Origin of the sequence: Paenibacillus sp. 11B (genome assembly GCF_030487755.1) — a bacterium.
GTDB lineage: Bacteria > Bacillota > Bacilli > Paenibacillales > Paenibacillaceae > Paenibacillus > Paenibacillus vandeheii.
Window position 1 is genome coordinate 522,431 of the sequence record NZ_JAUKNS010000001.1, and the last position, 19,675, is coordinate 542,105.

General features: G+C 43.1%; 11 protein-coding genes. 7 read left to right on the forward strand and 4 right to left on the reverse strand.

Annotated elements, in window-relative coordinates; genetic code table 11:
* Positions 1-131 precede the first annotated feature (131 nt).
* On the forward strand, positions 132-1,385 hold the full coding sequence (locus Q0V21_RS02315) for a cytochrome P450 (protein WP_079349283.1): 1,254 nt from the start codon (positions 132-134) through the stop codon (positions 1,383-1,385).
* 69 nt (positions 1,386-1,454) lie between these two features.
* On the opposite strand, the gene Q0V21_RS02320 is transcribed toward Q0V21_RS02315, so the two are convergent.
* Complete coding sequence (locus Q0V21_RS02320) at positions 1,455-1,592, reverse strand: hypothetical protein (RefSeq protein WP_301877390.1); 138 nt, start codon at positions 1,590-1,592, stop codon at positions 1,455-1,457.
* Between the two features lie 212 nt (positions 1,593-1,804).
* Between Q0V21_RS02320 and Q0V21_RS02325 the strand changes: the two genes are divergently transcribed.
* Positions 1,805-2,656, forward strand: a complete 852-nt coding sequence (locus Q0V21_RS02325; RefSeq protein ID WP_301877391.1) for an AraC family transcriptional regulator — start codon at positions 1,805-1,807, stop codon at positions 2,654-2,656.
* The gene (locus Q0V21_RS02330) at positions 2,653-3,567 is read left to right on the forward strand and encodes a DMT family transporter (protein ID WP_301877393.1); all 915 of its coding nucleotides are present in this window, start codon (positions 2,653-2,655) and stop codon (positions 3,565-3,567) included. Before Q0V21_RS02325 ends, Q0V21_RS02330 begins: the two co-directional genes overlap by 4 nt.
* A gap of 92 nt (positions 3,568-3,659) precedes the next feature.
* Here Q0V21_RS02330 and Q0V21_RS02335 read toward each other — a convergent pair whose 3' ends face one another.
* Positions 3,660-4,352: a pseudouridine synthase gene (locus Q0V21_RS02335; RefSeq protein WP_301877395.1), complete on the reverse strand. Its 693-nt coding sequence runs from the start codon at positions 4,350-4,352 to the stop codon at positions 3,660-3,662.
* Positions 4,353-4,901: 549 nt separating this feature from the next.
* Here Q0V21_RS02335 and Q0V21_RS02340 point away from each other — a divergent pair.
* The 4 genes from Q0V21_RS02340 (at position 4,902) to Q0V21_RS02355 (ending at position 9,326) form a co-directional block, all read left to right on the forward strand.
* Positions 4,902-6,110 carry an MFS transporter gene (locus tag Q0V21_RS02340; protein WP_301877396.1) on the forward strand — a complete coding sequence of 403 codons (1,209 nt, stop codon included), beginning with the start codon at positions 4,902-4,904 and terminating at the stop codon, positions 6,108-6,110.
* An 89-nt stretch (positions 6,111-6,199) separates the two neighbouring features.
* Positions 6,200-7,438, forward strand: a complete 1,239-nt coding sequence (locus tag Q0V21_RS02345; protein ID WP_079349288.1) for an aspartate aminotransferase family protein — start codon at positions 6,200-6,202, stop codon at positions 7,436-7,438.
* A gap of 34 nt (positions 7,439-7,472) precedes the next feature.
* The gene (locus tag Q0V21_RS02350; RefSeq protein WP_301877397.1) at positions 7,473-8,522 is read left to right on the forward strand and encodes a zinc-dependent alcohol dehydrogenase; all 1,050 of its coding nucleotides are present in this window, start codon (positions 7,473-7,475) and stop codon (positions 8,520-8,522) included.
* Positions 8,523-8,591: 69 nt separating this feature from the next.
* Positions 8,592-9,326, forward strand: coding sequence for an HAD family hydrolase (locus Q0V21_RS02355; RefSeq protein WP_301877398.1), 735 nt, complete (start codon positions 8,592-8,594; stop codon positions 9,324-9,326).
* Between the two features lie 101 nt (positions 9,327-9,427).
* On the opposite strand, the gene Q0V21_RS02360 is transcribed toward Q0V21_RS02355, so the two are convergent.
* A complete protein-coding gene (locus Q0V21_RS02360) occupies positions 9,428-9,610 on the reverse strand; it encodes a YjfB family protein (RefSeq protein WP_024630505.1) in 183 nt (60 codons plus the stop codon).
* Between the two features lie 205 nt (positions 9,611-9,815).
* Positions 9,816-19,637, reverse strand: a complete 9,822-nt coding sequence (locus tag Q0V21_RS02365; RefSeq protein ID WP_301877400.1) for a non-ribosomal peptide synthetase — start codon at positions 19,635-19,637, stop codon at positions 9,816-9,818.
* Positions 19,638-19,675 lie beyond the last annotated feature (38 nt).

The following is a 19,675-nucleotide window of genomic DNA, read 5'->3' on the forward strand; positions in this document are numbered from 1 at the left end:
TGGTTTGTTATATTTGTCAACAAGGATAGTTTAGGAAGACAGATATTATGGCCCGCTCCCTATCTGCTATCCGATCAAGCAGGACCTCTTGATCAGATTCACCCAATCTTCGAACCAAGGAGGCGTAAGGAATGAGCAACCCGATTATTTCTTTATCCGAAATGACCGACTTTGAGTCCAAGGAAGACGAATTCAGTCCTCACCATTGGTATCGCCACATGCTGAAGCAAGACCCTGTCGTTTATAATGAAGCGTCCGATTCATGGCATGTATTTGGGTATGATCTTGTGAAAACGGTCCTTAATGACCATGAGCATTTCTCCAGTGAACGCCAAAGAACCATTGTTAATGTAGGGTATATCAGCGAGGATGATAACAACAACGAAGGGGAACATCATATCCCGGATCGATTGGATATTCATAATGTGGACCCACCGGAACATCGTAAACGGAGATCATTACTTGCCAACGCATTTACGCCAAGAAGCTTGCGGTTATGGGAACCACGGATTCAGGCACTTGCCGAACAACTGGTAGCCAAGTTTGCTCATCAACCTGTCGTGGATATCGTCGAGGCATATACGAGCGTATTCCCCGTCATGATCATGTCAGATCTGCTGGGCGTTCCCTCGAAGGATCATCATTTGTTCAAGGAATGGGTTAACCAGCTCTTTCTGCCCTCCACCCATGCCACCTTTGCTGAAATTAACGAAATGAAAAAAACGGCCGGAGAAGAATATTTCAAATACCTGTATCCTGTCGTTGTCGCCAAAAGATTAAATCCGGGAGAAGATATCATATCTGATCTCATCCGGGCAGAGGTAGATGGCGACCACTTTTCAGATGAAGAGATCGTACGGACAACGATGTTTATATTGGGTGCTGGTGTAGAAACGACGAGTATCCTGCTCGCCAATTCGTTCTATGCCATGTTGTATGACCAACCAGGAGTCTATGCTGAGTTAAGAAAAAATCCCGAGCTGATTCCGAACGCGGTGGAAGAGATGCTAAGATATCGTTTCAACATCAGTAAGATGGATCGTATGGTCAAAAAGGACAACAACCTGCTGGGGATTGATCTCAAAAAAGGAGATGCCATTGTTGCATGGATGAGTGCAGCCAATGTGGATGAACGCGTATTTGAAGATCCATTCACATTCAATATTCATCGCTCCAACAATAACAAACAGATTTCTTTTGGGTATGGCACACACTTCTGTCTTGGCGCACCACTTGCCCGGTTAGAGGCCAAAATCGCACTCTCTACCTTCATTCAGACCTTCTCACGCATTGAGAACGTGGAGGGATTTATTCTGGAGGACAACCTTGTTCCAGCTGCCGTCGGACAATCCTTAAATCATTTGCCGCTTAAACTATATAAGTAATGCAATCCTGTAGAATTTTCTTATAGATAACAAGAAAAAGAGCAGATCATCTGCTCTTTTTCTATGGCGTTATTTATTCAGTATTCCGGCCCCGTTCAACAGAAAAGGAACTACCTCCTCGGCCAATTCAGTCGGGGATTGCTGTCTTTCTTCCAAATTCCAGCGATACGTCACCCCATAGATGGACCAGCTTAGCATAGTTGCCAAATAAGCTTTTACACCAGAAGCGCTTGCCACATTGCATTAAGAGCTTGTTGGTCGGACTTCATTGAAACCAATGTGCTCCAATGCCTTGAAGGCAGCGGGTACGTTGGTTTTATATGCGTTTCCACCTATGACGGAGCGAGCAATATCGTCCAAGAAAGTTCCTTCTTTTCATATTATAATGGCATTAACTTACCAGAAGGAAGGTGCAGCAGGTGACTCCAGAAGTGCGAACCGTTGTGTTTGATCCCGATCTGCAGCTTGAAGCCTATCAATTTGAAGGCATTATGCAGAAATTCCCCAATCACTTTCATGACTATTACGTCATTGGTTTTATTGAGCAAGGTAAACGACATCTCGTATGTAATAACGAAGAATATCTACTGAACACAGGAGACATGATTATTTTTAATCCGCATGATCCCCATGCCTGCGAACAGGTGGACGGCAGAACCCTGGATTATCGCTGCATCAACATTCAGCCTGAAATCATGCGCCAATATGTACAGGAAATTACCAGACAAGATTACTTGCCCCGATTTACTTCCCCTGTCCTCTACCAGAGTGAACATGTTGCTTCCTTACATGAGCTTCATCAGATGATTTTGGAAGAGCAATCCGACTTCTACAAAGAAGAGTTGTTACTCTTTCTGCTGGAACAGCTGCTAAGAGAATATGCGGATGCTGAACCGCCCGTTTCCGCCCAGGACGTCACCATCGAGATCAGACGCATATGCGAGTACATAGAGTCTCATTACATGGAGAGTATTACGCTGAACCAATTGGTGGAGTTAACAGGATTAAGCAAATACCATCTGTTGCGTTTATTCACTCGCCAAAAAGGAATATCTCCCTACCGCTACCTGGAAACGATTCGCATAAATCAGGCTAAACGGTTACTGGAACAAGGACAGCTCCCGATTGAGGTCGCATCGCAAACAGGATTTAGCGATCAGAGTCATTTTACGAATTTTTTCAAAAAGCTGATCGGCTTGACACCCAAGCAATACAGACGCATTTTCAACCATGATGTGGAATCAAAACGCTCCACCGATGAGATGTCATGACAGATCCGAACAAAGTCTCCACCGGACATCTGCTGGCCTTGCTTACAATCCTGATCTGGGGAACAACGTTCATCTCCACCAAGGTTCTACTGTTTGACTTTACGCCTGTTGAAATTCTGTTTTTTCGTTTCCTGATTGGCTATGTGGTACTGCTCCTGATCTATCCGCGTTCAATGCGAATGACGTCTTTCAGAGAAGAAGGGCTGTTTATCGGGGCTGGATTATGCGGGGTCACGTTATATTTTCTCATTGAAAATATTGCACTGGTGTACACACTTGCTTCCAATGTAGGCATTATTGTCTCCATTGCCCCTTTCTTCACTGCGGTCCTCGCACATTTCTTCCTGGATGGAGAGAGATTGCACAGGCGGTTTATTGTGGGCTTCGGCATTGCCTTGACCGGCATCATCCTGATTGGACTCAACGGCAGTGTCATCCTGCAACTGAATCCGCTGGGAGACCTGCTCGCTTTCGTGGCACCGGCTGTATGGGCGATATACTCTGTACTCATGCGAAAAATTGGTAAACTTCCGTATCACACCATCGGTGCTACACGCAAAGTATTCTTTTATGGACTATTATTCATGCTGCCAGCCTTGTTCCTATTTGAATTTCACTTCGATCTCGGACGCTTCGCGAACATGGCCAACCTCTCAAACCTTCTTTTTCTCGGGCTGGGTGCCTCGGCCTTATGTTTTGTTACCTGGAACCGGGCAGTGAATCTGCTGGGAGCCGTCAAAACAAGTGTCTACATTTATTTGGTACCTGTCATTACCCTGATCGCTTCCGCTCTGATACTGCACGAACGAATTACCTGGATAACACTGCTTGGAACGCTGCTAACGTTACTCGGATCGTTTGTTTCAGAGAAGAAAGTACGAAGCAAAAAAACACTTAACCTGTTAGACTAGCCCATTGAACTTTTCAACAAAAAGAGGCATTGAATCCACGATGGATTAGTGCCTCTCTTCATTGTGCCAGAGACATGATTTGAATTCAATTCTTAGTCCAACATGGACAAAAGGTGTTCCAATTCCTGCTCCTCCAGATGTCTCCATTGTCCACGTTCCATTCCATCCAGTGTAACATTCATAATGCGGATGCGCTCCAGCTTGAGCACTCTGTAACCCAGGGCTTTGCACATTCTGCGGATTTGCAAATTAAGCCCCTGAGTCAATATGATACGAAATACGTTCTCGCTCTGCTTATACACCTCACACGGCTTTGTCACCACATCCAGAATCTCTACTCCTTGCGACATCGCCCGAACGAATTGTTCTGTCACGGGTTTATCTACTGTCACCACATATTCCTTCTCGTGGTTATGCTCCGAACGCATCATCTTGTTCACAATACCTCCGTCGTTCGTAAGCAAAATCAAACCCTCTGAAGCTTTGTCCAATCTGCCGATGGCAAAAATGCGCGATGGATAATTCACATACTCAATAATGTTTCCCTCCACCTGTTTCGCTGCTGTGCAGACAATACCCATCGGTTTATTAAGCATAAGGTAGACAGGCTCACTATCGTCATGAGGAATTTCCTTGCCATCAATGAGCACGATATCCTCTGACTCAACATCCGCTCCTTTTTCGCATACTTCGCCATTGATTGTAATACGCCCGGCTGCAATTAATCGGTTTGTTTCCCTGCGGGAACAGTATCCCGTTTCACTTATGTATTTGTTAATGCGCATGTTTCACCACTTCTCATCTGTAATATTACCGCTGTTTCATTAGCGAATTCATATCCTCATGTAATTTACTTCGTACAATAGGTCAGTACCTTGTACTGATTTTCATCCCACATCATCTCACTTATATTGAAACGAAGCAATGAATTGTTATACGAGAGTACATCGGAAATCCAAATTGAATTTTGAAATATACCGACTCCAGAGGATCGCAAATCAGCCCAGCGACTACGTTCTTTCTCACTTCTCACTTCTCACTTCTATCACTCTTCATCTTTCCGGTTGGAACCCATGCTTATGAAGACTTTCCTCCAGTAAACTTTGTACTCCAATACAACTATCGTGGAATACATCATTTGTTCTCCTTCACCCCATTCGACACGAAATCGTTTTAGGGTGAACATTGTGTGAGTAAGCTCATACATTCGTCAAAATTTAACATTATTTTACAATAAAAAGCATGTACAATTGCATAATTATGGTATAAGTTATATATCAAAGAAACATTTATTACAAAATATAAAATTTATATCCATCTTAGGAGGATAACTCATGAGAAGAATTTTCGCTTTAAGCTGCGGTTTCTATCTGTTAATCGGTATAACCAGCGTTGTGCTCGGTGCACTTCTACCCGTTTTATTGACACATTATGAGCGTGGTTACAGTGATGGCGGATTTTTGTTATTTTTGCAATTCCTCGGTTTTCTTGTCGGGGTGCTCGTCGCTCCTTCCATGACTGTCCGCATCGGTCGAAAATCCATGTTGACCATTGCACTGATCTGTATTGTGGCGGCTTATGCTGTTCTCGGATTTTTACCATCCTGGAGTGTGGTTCTTCTTCTGACCATTCTCGTTGGCTTTGGCTCAGGCATCATTGAGCCCTCCGTTGGTGCATTCACGATAGAATTTACTGAAAATCAAAAAGCGGTCGCAATGTCCAAGCTTGATGTGTTTTTCGCTCTGGGCGCACTCCTCATTCCGGCAGTTGCTGCCTTATACATCTGGCTTGACCTGTGGCATCTCACGTTTTATACCGTTTCCGCGTTATCCCTTGTTCTCATGCTATTATGGGTGACCATGCCCACCTCAGCCGCTTCTTATCTGAAACAAGCCGGTGAAAATACAGCTTCACATACAGCAGGCAGAGCCAGGTATTCCAGAAAACATCTGGGGTTGCTAACGATATTCGTCATCTTTTTCTTCATCTATATGGGGCTGGAGCTAGGGCTGATGAACTTCCTGCCTTCTATCCTTGTGGAACGATTGCAGCTGCAGGAGTCTGTCGCTTCATTGAGTGTGTCCATTCTATGGATTGCGATGATTATCGGCCGTCTATTCTCTGGAAAAATTGCAGAAGCCGTTAACTATATGCCTTTTCTGATCTGGAGTACGGTGGGTACACTTCTGTTCGCGGTCGCCATGGTGTTCGTGACAGGCCAATGGGCAACGTATGTACTGATCTTCGGAACTGGATTATTCATGTCAGGGCTGTTCTGTATCGCCCTAGTCTATGCCAACCTTTTAATTCCCGGCATGACCGAGAGAACAACCAGCATCCTGATTGCATCGGGCGGTATTGGTGGTGCCATCTTGCAATATGTAACGGGTTGGAGCATGAGCGCATGGCCTGTAGTGAATACGATCTGGATTCTAGCCGGATTTTGTCTGATACTACTCTTCACCCTTATTCTCTCTCAGCTCTGGAACGTCAGGAATAGCACCGTAAGCAGGACTCTCGCACATCCAAGCAAAGAGATCTAAACGCTGCTTCTTGAGAGGGGTGATGCCTGCGTAATCCGGAATTTTTGATCTTCGTCAGGCTAGAACATTACATTTATGGAGGGAATCGTATGCAAACTTTAACCAAAAACCGTTTCAGAACCGGACAAGGGATTAAGTTGATTGACGATGCAGGCGTTGAGTATCTGGATGGTGTATCCGGTACATTCAATCTTTCACTGGGCTACAATCACCCGCATGTCGTGAGCAAAATTCAGGAACAAGTCGGCAATCTGACGCATATGTCTTCCTCCTTCACAGAACCGTATGTGGATGAAGTGCTAGATCATCTGATTGAATATGCTCCAAACGACATTAATGCCGGATGGATGCGGGATATTACGGGCTCAACAGCCAATGAATGTGCCACCAAAATTGCACAAAAATACACGCAATCCACAGACATTATCAGCCTGTATCTGTCCCATCATGGGCAGACCCAATTTGCAACCGGGATTTCGGGAAATGCCTTCCGGCGGAAACGGTTTCCAAATTCGGCTGTTCCCAACTCTGTTCATGTACCTGCACCATACTGCTATCGCTGCCCATTCAAATCTTCAAGCGGAGACTGCGGATATCAATGTGTTGAAGCTATCTCCGATGCCATAGAATATGCGAGCTCCGGCTCAGTCGCCTGCATGATCATTGAACCGATCCTCGGCAATGGCGGCAATATTATCCCTCCTGCGGGATACTTCAAACGCCTGCGTAAACTGTGTGATGAGTACAACATCATTCTTATTGCTGACGAAGTGCAGACCGGGATCGGACGTACCGGGTACATGTTCGCCAGTGAACTGTTCGATATTCAGCCTGATATGATTACCCTCGCCAAAGGTCTTGGCGGAATCGGTGTACCTGTTGCTGCGGTATTGATGCAGTCCCGATTGAATGTGCTTGAAAAGCATGAACATTCCTTCACCTCAGGAAGCAATCTGATCTCCGTTACCGCTGCCAAGTCTACCCTGGAGGTTGTATCCGAACCCGGATTTCTGGATGACGTAAAACGCAAAGGTGAAATTTTGGGCGGATTGCTGCAGGATTTGGCGATGAAGTACCCAAGCATTGGTGAAGCTCGCGGGGTCGGGCTGATGTGGGGCCTGGAAATGGTCGGTGACAATAACGAACCGGATACGGATAAAACCAACGCCATTATCGACCGTGCCTTCACGGATGAACGCCTGATTTTAAGAGGATCACGTTACGGCTTCGGGAACGTCGTTAAGGTCAGACCATCACTTACCACTACCGAAGACGAATTGGTTGAAATTGTAGAGCGACTGGACTCGGTGCTTGCCAGCGTTCATTAGTACGTAATTCATATTATTATAAGGAGGTTTTAACATGTTAGCATTGGTATACAAATCGGCATGGGATGTAGCGCTTGAGGAACGACCTGTTCCTGAAATCACAAGAGACAATCAGGTATTGGTTCGAATTCGGGCGACTGGAGTATGCGGTACCGACCTCGGTATTGTCAGCGGTAAATATCATGCGGTTCCTTCCGTCATTCTTGGTCATGAGTCTGCCGGGGAAGTCATTGCGGTGGGCTCTGCTGTAACGACACTGCAGCCGGGCGACCGGGTTGTCATTGACCCTACCTATTATTGCGGACAATGTGATATGTGCAGAACAGGCAGACAAAACCATTGCACACATAAGTCGGTTACGGAGACAGGTGTGAGTGCTGACGGTACATTTACAGATTATTATGTAACTGAGGATCGCTTTTTGTACAAATTGAAGGACCATGTGAGCTTTGAGGAAGCGACCCTGACTGAACCGCTGAGCTGCATGCTTACGGGCATTAATCAGATCCATCTGCTGCCGAATTTCAGAACGATTATTCTCGGTGCGGGGCCGATTGGCATTCTATACAGCTACGCTCTCGCTTCCAAAGGCGTAACTGGCTGTCTCGTCGACATCTCCGAAGAACGCCTGGCTATTGCAGGGTCGATTGCACCGGAACGCTGGGAGGTTCATTCATCCTTTGAAAATGCAATAGAATCGCTGGCACCTACAACCAATCAGGTTGATATGATTGTGGATACGACAGGCGTCGTAGGCACACAGGTGCTTTCGCAGCTCGCCAGCGGCGGTTATCTCATGCTGGTCGGTCTGAGAGATGGAAACACGTCCTTCAATCCCAAGGAAGTTGTAGACCGCAGCCTGAAAATCATTGGCTCCATCGACTCCCTAGGCACATTCGCAACAGCACATTACATGATTGAGCAGCAGATCATTCCGGCGAAAAAAATCATCACCCATTCCTTCCCGTTGGAGGATTACGAAGAGGCGTTCCGCACACTCGGCTGCGATATTCAGGGACGCACACTTCAAGCCTCTTCCCATGCCATCAAAGTGGTGCTGCAGTCGAGCGATTCCAGTTACTAAAGTGGAATGTTCGCCATGATTGAGATAAATTAGAGATAATTGCTTAGAATCCTGGAGGAGGAATACAACATGGTAGCAAATAAGGAGTTTGGCGGATTGGCAGAGGCGAATGATGGCATCATTCAAGCGGTCATTTTTGACATGGATGGCGTACTGATTGACAGCGAACCGATTTATTTCGAGATTGAGCGCAACTCCTTTGCCCATTTTGGCGCAATGATGACAGAGGCAGAACATCACACCTATGTTGGAGTTACACTGGAATCAATGTGGCGGCAAGTATTGGACAAGCACCAGTTGACGGCTACCGTAGAAGAAGCCCTCGCCTACCATCAACATAATGTGATGCAGACGATGCTGGCCCATCCGAAGCTGACGGCCATGCCTTTCGTGGAACGCTGGTTAAGCTGGCTGCATGAGCAGCACATTCCGATAGCCGTTGCTTCTTCATCTCCACGTGCACTGATTGATCTGATCATGGACAAGACCGGACTTGGAAAATACTTTGAGGTACGAATGACAGGTGAAGAAGTCGCTCACGGAAAGCCAGCACCAGATATTTTTCTGACCACAGCTGAAATGATTGGGGTATCCCCATCGAATTGTCTTGTGATCGAGGACTCGCGTAATGGCGTCCAGGCTGCCAAGAGTGCAGGCATGCACTGTATCGGATATCACAATCCGGGATCAGGCAATCAGGACTTGTCCAAAGCCGATCTTCAGATCTCCAGTTATGATGAGTTATGGACCCTTAAGGATACGCTGCCGTTTGAAGGCAGATCACCAATTTTGACGAAGAACTGAGACAAAATAAATAACCCAAACGGCTTCAATTCATTGAATTGGAGCTGTTTGGGCTTTGCTTGCTGCAAGTTTAACGAAGAACGGTTACTCAGATGATCATTTTAAACCGAAATATCCAGACTGCCACCCAGATTGGGATGAGGAGCCGGAACCGACTTTAACATTTCTGTTAGTTGCTGACCTTGCTGCTCTGCCATGTCTTTCGACATGGACATAACTTGCAAACTCGCCGACTGCGCCACTGAGACTTGACTCATGGCCATTGATAATGCTGCAATATCCATATTCTGCACTCCTTTCGTTTTCCAGTCATTTGGGCGTACTTATTATATATCGGACAACTAGGTGCAAATGTTGAAAGAAGGATACAAACGCTCAGGCCTTTTAAGGTGATTTTCCACCCCAAAATCGTGAGCGCTGAATTACATAAGAGAGAATGATTCAATAATCATTCAGGACTATTGAATCATTCATTTACTTTTAGGTGGTCTACATACGCCCCATCGTAATCCATCCAAGTTCGTTTATTTTAACTTCCGGGTTCGTGACCACTTGTTTCATCATGGAAATAAAATCTTGTTGAATCTGTTGCATAGTGGATAAGCCATACACATTAGCATTGTACATCAATATGATCTTCATGTTCTCATGAGGTTTTATGATCAACGTAAAATCAAAACTATTGTGCTCTTTACCCTGGACATTCATAATTTCAAGCGGTCTTTCGCCTTTTTCACCCAAATTCTCCATCCGATCTTTCTCAGGAAAATTCTGATAGACAAGCACATGGTTAATCAGAGGTTGCTTTTGCTCGGTTAGATTTTGAATATCATATAACGAATACGTATCATACGCATGTGAATCAACAGCTTGTGCTTGGTTTCTTTTCATTAGGGATATAAACGATTCTTCACCCTTAGAGTGGATACGAACAGGGATTGCATTAATAAATAATCCAATCATGCTTTCGACGCCAGGAATGACAGGCGGTCTGCCCGATACAACACTGCCAAATACAATATCGTTGCTTTCATTATATTGCTGCAGCAATACACCCCAGGCGGTCTGCACTAACGTACTCATGGTAACCTGATGCTGCTCCGCAGCCTGTTTCATTTGCTGGATTAAACCATCATCTAAATAACAGTTTAGTGTTCTGGAATCTTGTCTCGCATGCTTCGCTTTGATTCTTTCTCCGGGCAATTTCGTTTGCCCTTCATAACCTTCCAAGTAATGACTCCAATAGGTTATTGCTCCTTCATTATCTTGCTGTTCCAACCACTCAATAAAGTGACTATACGGCGTTAATAGAGTCATTTCAGGTTTTCTGTTCTCCCGTATCGCAAAGTAATTCTCAAAAATCTCTTTACTTACAAGAGACATGCACCAGCCATCCATCAAAATATGGTGGAAGCTCCATATGACGCGGTATTCCTCATGCTTGGTTCGTAAAACAGACATACGAATTAGAGAATCTTGTTGTAAATCAAAGCCTCTTGCCTGATCCTGCTCTATATAATCTTCAACATATGCTTTACGTTGCACCTCATTTATATCGATTACATCTTCATAGTTAAATTCAAATCTCTTCTCTTGATAAACAATTTGTAAAGGAATATCCGTGAAATGACTATAAAAATTAGTTCTCAATATTGCATGCCTTTGCATTAATTGATCCAGGCTCTGTGCAAAAGAGGCAACATCGAAATCCCCACGCATATCAAACATGATTTGCACAAAGTAGGCTCCCGATATTGGATTTCGTTCACTTTCGTACAGCATTTCTTTCTGTAATGGTGTTAGTGGATATACATTTTCGATTTGACCGATATGCCGAGTTTGTTCCACGATTTGATCCAGTTGATCCATGGTTAATGACTTGCAGGAAATATCACTTGGTGTAAGTTCGACTTGTTCCTTCATTACACAATGTTCAATTACTTTATTAAGAGTATCCTTATAGAAACAAGCCAGTTGCTCCATCGTTTCCCGTCGATATTGTCTTCGACTATAGTTAATGGTCAGTGATAACCTTCCCTCAATAACAATACCATTGATATTAAGTACAAACGGTCTCTTGTTGTTCTCACTTACGGATGGTCCGCTAGAATAAGATGAGAATTTAATTCCATCCTTGTCCGAATCTTGATTCACCTGTCCCATATAATTGAAACTGATCTCGGGATTTTTCTCCCAAATGAATCCTTCATCTCCGTGTGACAAATACCTTAAAATCCCGTAACCAATGCCCTTATTTGGGATCTGACGCAGTCCTTCCTTGACGGTCTTAATCCTCCTTGATACATCAATCCCAGCTTCCATCTTAAGAATGACTGGGTACATACTCGTAAACCATCCCACTGTGCGTGTGATATCCAAGTCCGGAATGATAGCTTCTCTACCGTGCCCTTCCAGATTTACTGCGATTTCTTCCATGCCTGTCCAATCATGAATAGCCATTCCCAATGCCGTTAGCAATATATCATTAATTTCCGTATTATACGTACGATGTGTCTGCTTTAATAATTGCTCGGTTTCCGCAGCTGTCCACTGAATGGTTATCGTTTCACTTTCTTTTCCGATTGTCTCATCACAATCAAAATCTTTAGGCAGCGGACTTATTTCCCCTTTCTCCACACGACGCCAATAGTTATTCTCTTGCTCCATCGAGGCGCTGTCTGCAAACATAGACAATTGTTCTGCCCATTGTTTAAACGAAGTCGTTTTCCGTGGAATCTGGATTTCTTGACCTCTTAAGAATTGGTCATGTCCTGCCTGAATATCTTCATATAAAATACGCCATGAAACCCCGTCTACCAACAAATGATGAATGGCAATAAGTAAATGATCTCCTTCAGCACATTGGAACAAGCCCAGTTTGATTAACGGCCCCTGACACAGATCTATACTGCTCTGAATTTCTTTCGCTTTATTTTCGATGATTGGTGCAGGATTTACTTCTCTCTTAAGGTCAACGATTTCAAGACTGAATAATTCTCCTTCCTCTCCCCCTCGATTCCACGCTTCATATCCGCCTTCAGCCACCTGACGATATACGATGCGAAGAGCATCATGTTGCTTCAGAATCTTATTCATCACGTTGTGAATGAACTGTACATCAAAGCCTTTTTCTCGATAGAACATCATTTCCTGGTTGTAATGATGTGCGTCCACCATATTCTGATCAAAGAACCAGCGCTGAATTGGCGTCAGTATGACTTGTCCCGTAACTTCCCCTTGGTCAGAAGCCGTGCTTACTGATGTAACGTGTACACTTAACTCCGCAACGGTCGGATAGGTGAAGAAATGCTTCATATCCACTTTATATCCAGCTTGAAGCAGACGAGAGGAAACTTGAATACATTTAATGGAGTCGCCCCCGAGTTCAAAGAAATTATCGGATATGCTGATCTTTTGAATGCCAAGCACAGCTTCCCATGCAGAGACTATCGTTTGTTCTATAGCGTTTTGCGGCGCCATATATTCTGTTCCTATTTGCATGCTTTTCTCTGGAGATGGCAAGGCTTTTCGGTCAATTTTCCCATTAGATGTTAACGGTACATGTTCTAATTGAACAAAATAGGACGGAATCATATAATCAGGGATTTCCTGGGATAATGCCATTCTGATTTTCTTTGCTGTTAACGAGCTATCACCTTTCCAATACGCACACAATTGCTTTGATCCATCATCATTTTCACGAGCAATAACGACCGCTTCTTGAATGGAGTCTATTCTCAATAGCACTGTTTCGATTTCACCAAGCTCAATTCTGTAACCGCGAATTTTCACTTGATGATCGATCCGTCCCAGATATTCAATATTTCCATCCGGCAGCCATCGCGCGGCATCTCCTGTTCTGTACATTTTCCCTTCTGTAACAAAAGGATTATCTACGAATTTCTCTGCTGTTAAATCAGGTCGGTTCAGATAACCTCTGGCAAGCCCCTCACCTGCTACATATAACTCTCCCCGAACGCCAATCGGTTGAATCCGTTGTTGTTTATCCAAAATATACGTTTGCAACGTAGGGATTGGTTTTCCAATATTACTCTTTCCTTCAAATATTTCAATTTCGGTTATTTCTTTATAGGTTACATGAACCGTCGTTTCGGTTATCCCATACATATTAATCAACTGGATGAATGGATATTTAGTCCTCCAGTCCTTTAATAACGCTGGATTGAGGGCCTCTCCTCCAAAAATCACTGTTCTCAACTTTAATTCTTCTCCATGATCTTTCCGTTCCTCTTGAAGAAGATGATAGAAGTATGTTGGCGTTTGATTCAATATCGTCACTTGTTCATCTTTTAACAATTGTAAAAATTGTTCCGGACTTTTGGCCGTCATTTGTGGTACGATGACTAATTTACCGCCATAGAGCACCGCTCCATACATTTCCCATACCGAGAAATCAAAACAAAAGGAATGAAATAACGTCCATGTGTCTGATGCATTAAAGTCAAACAAATTTTTACTATTGAACAATAAACGAACAACATTTTTATGTTCAATACACGTACCTTTCGGTTTACCTGTCGTTCCCGAAGTATAAATAACGTATGCCAAGCCCGTTGCTGTACCAATCGTTCCCAAGTTTGAATGATCTTCATGATAAAACTCAGGTCGATCCAGGCAGACAACCTCTCCTGCAAAAGATATGCGTTCTTGTAAATGACTCTGCAGCAATAATACATCTACTCCGGAATCCTCAAGCATATAGCGAATACGATCCTCTGGATATTCGGGGTCAATAGGCACATATGCTCCACCAGCCTTCAAAATCGCGAGAATTCCAATGACCATGTCGAGTGATCGTTCAGCGATGATTCCAATGAGCTGATCCGTCTGAATTCCTTTGACTTTCAGCGTTCTTGCCAATTGATTCGCTTTTTCGTTCAGTTCTTTATAGGTCAACTGTTGATCCTCAAATACAACCGCCACTTGTTCAGGTCTTCGTAACGCCTGATCTTCAAACAGCCCATGAATCGTCTTGTCCAATGGATAGTCAGCCAAGGAATCATTAAAAATTTCTAATATTTGTGATTTCTCCTGGGTTGTAATGACTTCCAGTTCATCGATACGGATATGTGGATTGTTGATCACTTGCTCCATTATTTGAATCAAATGACCTCGAATGCGTTCTACACCTGCCCGATCATAGACGTTAGCATTGTAATAGAACATCCATTTCATTTCTTCTCCTGGTTTGATAATCAGGTTAAAATCATAATTCGTTTGTTCATCCGCTTCTACATTGGTAATCTGAAGAGCCGTCTTCTTCTGATCCCCAAACTGCTCCGTAATGCCTTGTACGGGATAATTTTCAAACACCAAGATATGATCTATCAAATTTTGTTTCTGCTGAGTTACCGTTTGAATCTCATATAATGGATACGTTTCGTAATGATGCGAAGCGACAGCTTGTTCCTGATTACGCTTCATCATCTCTATGAAGGTCTCGTTTCCTTGGGCCTGAATACGTACGGGAATTGTATTGATGAATAAGCCAATGATGCTCTCAACACCGACGATTGCGGCAGGTCTGCCGGATACCACACTTCCGAATACAACATCTTCACTGTCATTATATTTCTGAAGTAACATTCCCCATGCTGTTTGCATTAACGTATTCAGCGTAACCTGGTTCTGACTGGCCACTTGTGCCAATTGCCCGGTTAATTCTGTACCTAGTGTAAAAATAATATTCTCTGAACGATATTCATCACGATTCGTTATTGTATTGTCTTTCGGCAACGTAGTTTGCTCATCATAGTCTTGTAAATAGTCACTCCAGTATTTCAAAGATTGCTCATGATCTTGTTTTTCCAGCCATTCTATATATTGTTTGTATGGGATCGGTACCCTGTCCTCAAGTTTTCGTTGTTCTTGTATAGCAAAATATCCGTCAAACAACTCCTGTATTACAAGAGATAGACACCATCCATCCATCAAAATATGATGATAATTCCAAATAAAACGATATGTTTCATCATGGGTATGCAAGATCGAGATACGCATTAATACATCTTGAGACAAGTCGAAACCTTTTATTTTATCTTCTCTTGTATAGGATGCCACGTATGCTTCACGATCGTCTTCATTCATTTCACGCAAATCTTCGTATATAAGTCCATTCTTTTTATGACGGTATACGACTTGCAGTGGTTCATTCTTCCATTTGCTGTGGAAGTTCGTTCTGAATATGGAATTCCGCTGCATCATATGATCCACACTCTTCGAGAATGCTTCTACGTCTAATGCCCCATGAAGATCAAGTGTCGTTTGAAGAAAATAAGCCTCAGAATTTGAATGGAGAAGATGATGAAAAAACATGCCATTTTGCATGGGCGACAAAGCATATATATCTTCGATTTCTCCGATGTGTTCAGATTGATGGATAAATCCTTCCAATTCTTCAATCGTGATTCCTTTTAACGAAACATCACTTGGTGTGAGCTCAGGTTCCCCTTTTGTCACGCAATGCATTATTATTTCTTGCAGAGAATCTCTGAAATATTTCGTCAATTGCTCCATCGTTTCTTTTCGAAATTGTGTGCGGCTATACCGAAGTGACACCGACAATTTCCCTTCCACAATTAAGGCGTTAATATCAATAAGATGATTTCTTCTGTGGTTCTCGCTTGCTGTCGCTCCGCCCGAGTAAGGTGATATCTGCATCGCACTATTCCGAAGATCCTGATCAAATTGTCCCAAATAGTTAAAACTGATCTCAGGATTCAAGGTGAATGGAGCCTCTTTCTGATTTCCACTTAGATACCTTAGAGCACCATAACCAATGCCTTTTTTGGGGATCTTTCGAAGACTTTCTTTGGTTGTCTTGATGAGACGAGACATTTTTGAACTGGCTTCCATATTCAGTACAACAGGATATTGACTCGTAAACCATCCGATCGTACGTGTAATATCTAGATCTGGTATAATCTGCTCTCTTCCATGCCCTTCCAGATTGATCAGAACTTTATCCACGCCTGTCCATTGATGAATAGACATGCCTAATGCATTAAGCAGCAAATCGTTAATTTCCGTTTTATAGGCACGATTCGCCTGTTTCAATAACTGCTCCGTTTCTGCTGCTGTCCATTCCACAGTTATTTCTTCACTGTCTTTTTCCAGTGCATAATCCTGTCTGTCATCTTTAGGCAACGGCTTATATACTGCCTGTTCTATTTCATTCCAATATTCAAGCTCTTGTTTTATCGCTTCACTGTCCGCATACAAATGGATTTTTTCTGCCCATAATTGGAATGAACCTGTTTTTTGCGGAAGCTGAATTGGTTCTTCTTGACTTAATTGTTCATATGCTCTAGAGAGGTCTTCGATCAAAATTCGCCATGAAACTCCGTCGATGACCAAATGATGAATAACGATTAATAGATGATCTCCATCTGCACATTGGAACAAGCCTAACCTCATCAAGGGATCACTATCCAATTTGAACCCGCTCTGAATTTCATTGGCTTTATTCTCTATCTGTTGAGATGGTTCTGCTAATGTCTTAAAGTCCATTACTTCAAGCGTGTATAAAGGTTCTTTTTCCTCCCCTTCATTCCATCCTTCATATCCCTGTTCCGTTTGGCGGTACACCATACGAAGGGCATCATGATGCTTACTAAGCTTATTTAATGCACGACGAAGTGTTGCATCGTGAAAACCTTCCTTCCGATATAACATAACCGATTGATTATAGTGATGGGCATCTACTTTATATTGCTCAAAAAACCAATGCTGAATTGGAGTCAGCATCACTTTACCAGTAATGCTTCCCTGCTCGGACATCGCACTAATCGGTTGGACATAGGGAATTAAACTTGCTATGGTTGGATATTTAAACAAATGATCCATCTGAACCTGATAGCCCGCTTGATATAATCTCGAAGAAACTTGAATGGATTTAATCGAATCCCCTCCGAGCTCAAAGAAATTATCCATAACCCCAACCTTCTCAACACCAAGTACGTCTTCCCAGATGGATGCGAGTTGTTGTTCAGCAATCGTTCGTGGTGCTTCGTAATCCGTTCCCTTCAACATATTTTCTTTTGGAACTAGCAGCGCTTGACGGTCGATTTTCCCATTTGAGGTGAGTGGCATCTGATCCAGTTGTATAAAATAGGACGGGATCATATAGTTTGGCAGCTGCTGGGACAGCTCTTCCCGAAGTTTTCCTAGCGTTATTGCTTCCTTCCCGACCAGGTATGCACATAATTGCTTTGTTCCTGTTTCATCTTCTTTGGCCATGACGATGGCCTCTTGTATGTGGGTTATGTTTAAAAGGGCAGTCTCCACTTCGCCAAGTTCAATCCGGTATCCACGAATTTTCTCTTGATGGTCCACCCTTCCTATATATTCAATGTTCCCATCGGGCAACCATCTTGCGAAGTCACCCGTTCTGTACATTTTCGCTCCCATAACAAATGGATCATCTACGAATTTCTCCGCCGTCAGATCTGGACGGTTCAAGTAACCTCTGGAGAGCCCTGCTCCCGCTACACATAATTCTCCCTGTACTCCAATAGGCTGTAATGCATTTTGTTCCCCTAAAATATAGACTTTATTATTGGCAATAGGCTTGCCAATAGAAATATCTTGATCAACGGAGGTGATAGAAAGAACCGTTGATACGACACTATTTTCGGTTGGACCATATTCATTGCAAACTTCAATGTGCGGTTTGATGTGCTGCAATCTGTGTATCAAGGCAGGAACAATCTTCTCTCCCGCAGCAACCACATTTTTCATGGAAGCCCAGTCTTCTGCGTTTACTTGATCCAATAGAGTCATCAAAAAACTGGGTGGGCTTTGGATGTGCGTGATTTCCTGACTTTTAATTAATGCATTGATTGCTACAGCATCTTTACATTGTTGCTGATCTAACAAATACACCGTGGATCCAGATATAATCGGACCAAAGAAATGGGTAATAAATGAATCAAAAACGAATGGATTCAGCATTAATACCCGATCTTTTGTAGTGAATTTATAGAATTCCGATTTCCACTGAAGAGAATTTGCAATGCTGTTATGTTCAATCATAACGCCCTTCGGTTTTCCTGTTGTGCCTGATGTATAGATCACATATGCCAAGTTAGTTGAACTCGTTTCAGTCTCCACGTTCAAAGCATTGGTGTGGTAGCTCTGTTTATCATCAAGAATGATGCATGTCCCCGCAAAATGTGCCGGCTTCTGTATATGACTTTGCAGTAGCAAGAGGTTCACTTTGGAATCATCTAGTACAAAATGAACACGCTCCTCCGGATATTCCGGGTCAATAGGAACATAGGCTCCTCCGGCTTTTAAAATCCCGAGTAAACCTACGATCATCTCAAGTGAGCGTTCTGCCATAATCCCAACCAACTGACCCGCCTGCACACCCTTGGATTGAAGTGTCCGGGCCAATTGGTTTGCTCGTTGATTTAGCTCGCTGTACGTGAGCTGTTTGTTCTCAAATACCACAGCTGCATGCTCCGGTGTTCGTTCTACCTGCTCTTCAACTAATTGGTGTATCATCTTGTTCTTTGGATACTCCGCGGCCGAATCGTTAAAATCAACTAACAATTGGTTTCTATGAAACTCTGAAAGCATCTCCACTTCACTTAATTCCAAATCAGGCTGGCTCAACATGACAGAAAACAATTGGTCCAGATGTTCTATAACTTGGACTATATAATCTCGATCATAACGCTCTTCATCATAAGCGAGTTTCAATTGAACACCATCGTTCTCCAGATCAAAATGAAACATTGTCGCTGCTTTTACGTTATTCTCATCCAAGTTTGGATGAATTTCTTTCAAAGAAACCATCGAATGGATCATAGGTAACTGGTTCGAATCATATTGAACGTTTAAATGTTCGACCATCTTTCTGAAGGGTAATCGTTGATGCTGGATGGCTTCACTTAAACTTACCTTCACTTGATTAAATACGTATTTAAATGACATCGTACGATCGATATTATTTTTTAATATTAAATATTTATTGGACAGTGAAAGTTCATTATTCTTTTCTTCCAGCGTTGGCATGCCAACAATCATTTTGGATTCATTGGTGTATTTATATAACAGACACGTAACTCCAGTTAGTAATATCGTATAAATCGCCATTGGAGCGTTTTTCGAGATGGACTTGATTTGATGTGACACGTGGGTTGACAAAGGCTTATATATATACTTCTGATGCTGTGTATCGTCTATGTGCGTTGAAGTCGTTTTACAATAAGGCAAATGAACCAGATAATCATCATCTTCAAAGCGATTTGCCCAATACATTTCTTGTTTCTTAAAAATAGACATACGGCACCCCGATCACATTTATAATTTGTAGGTATATA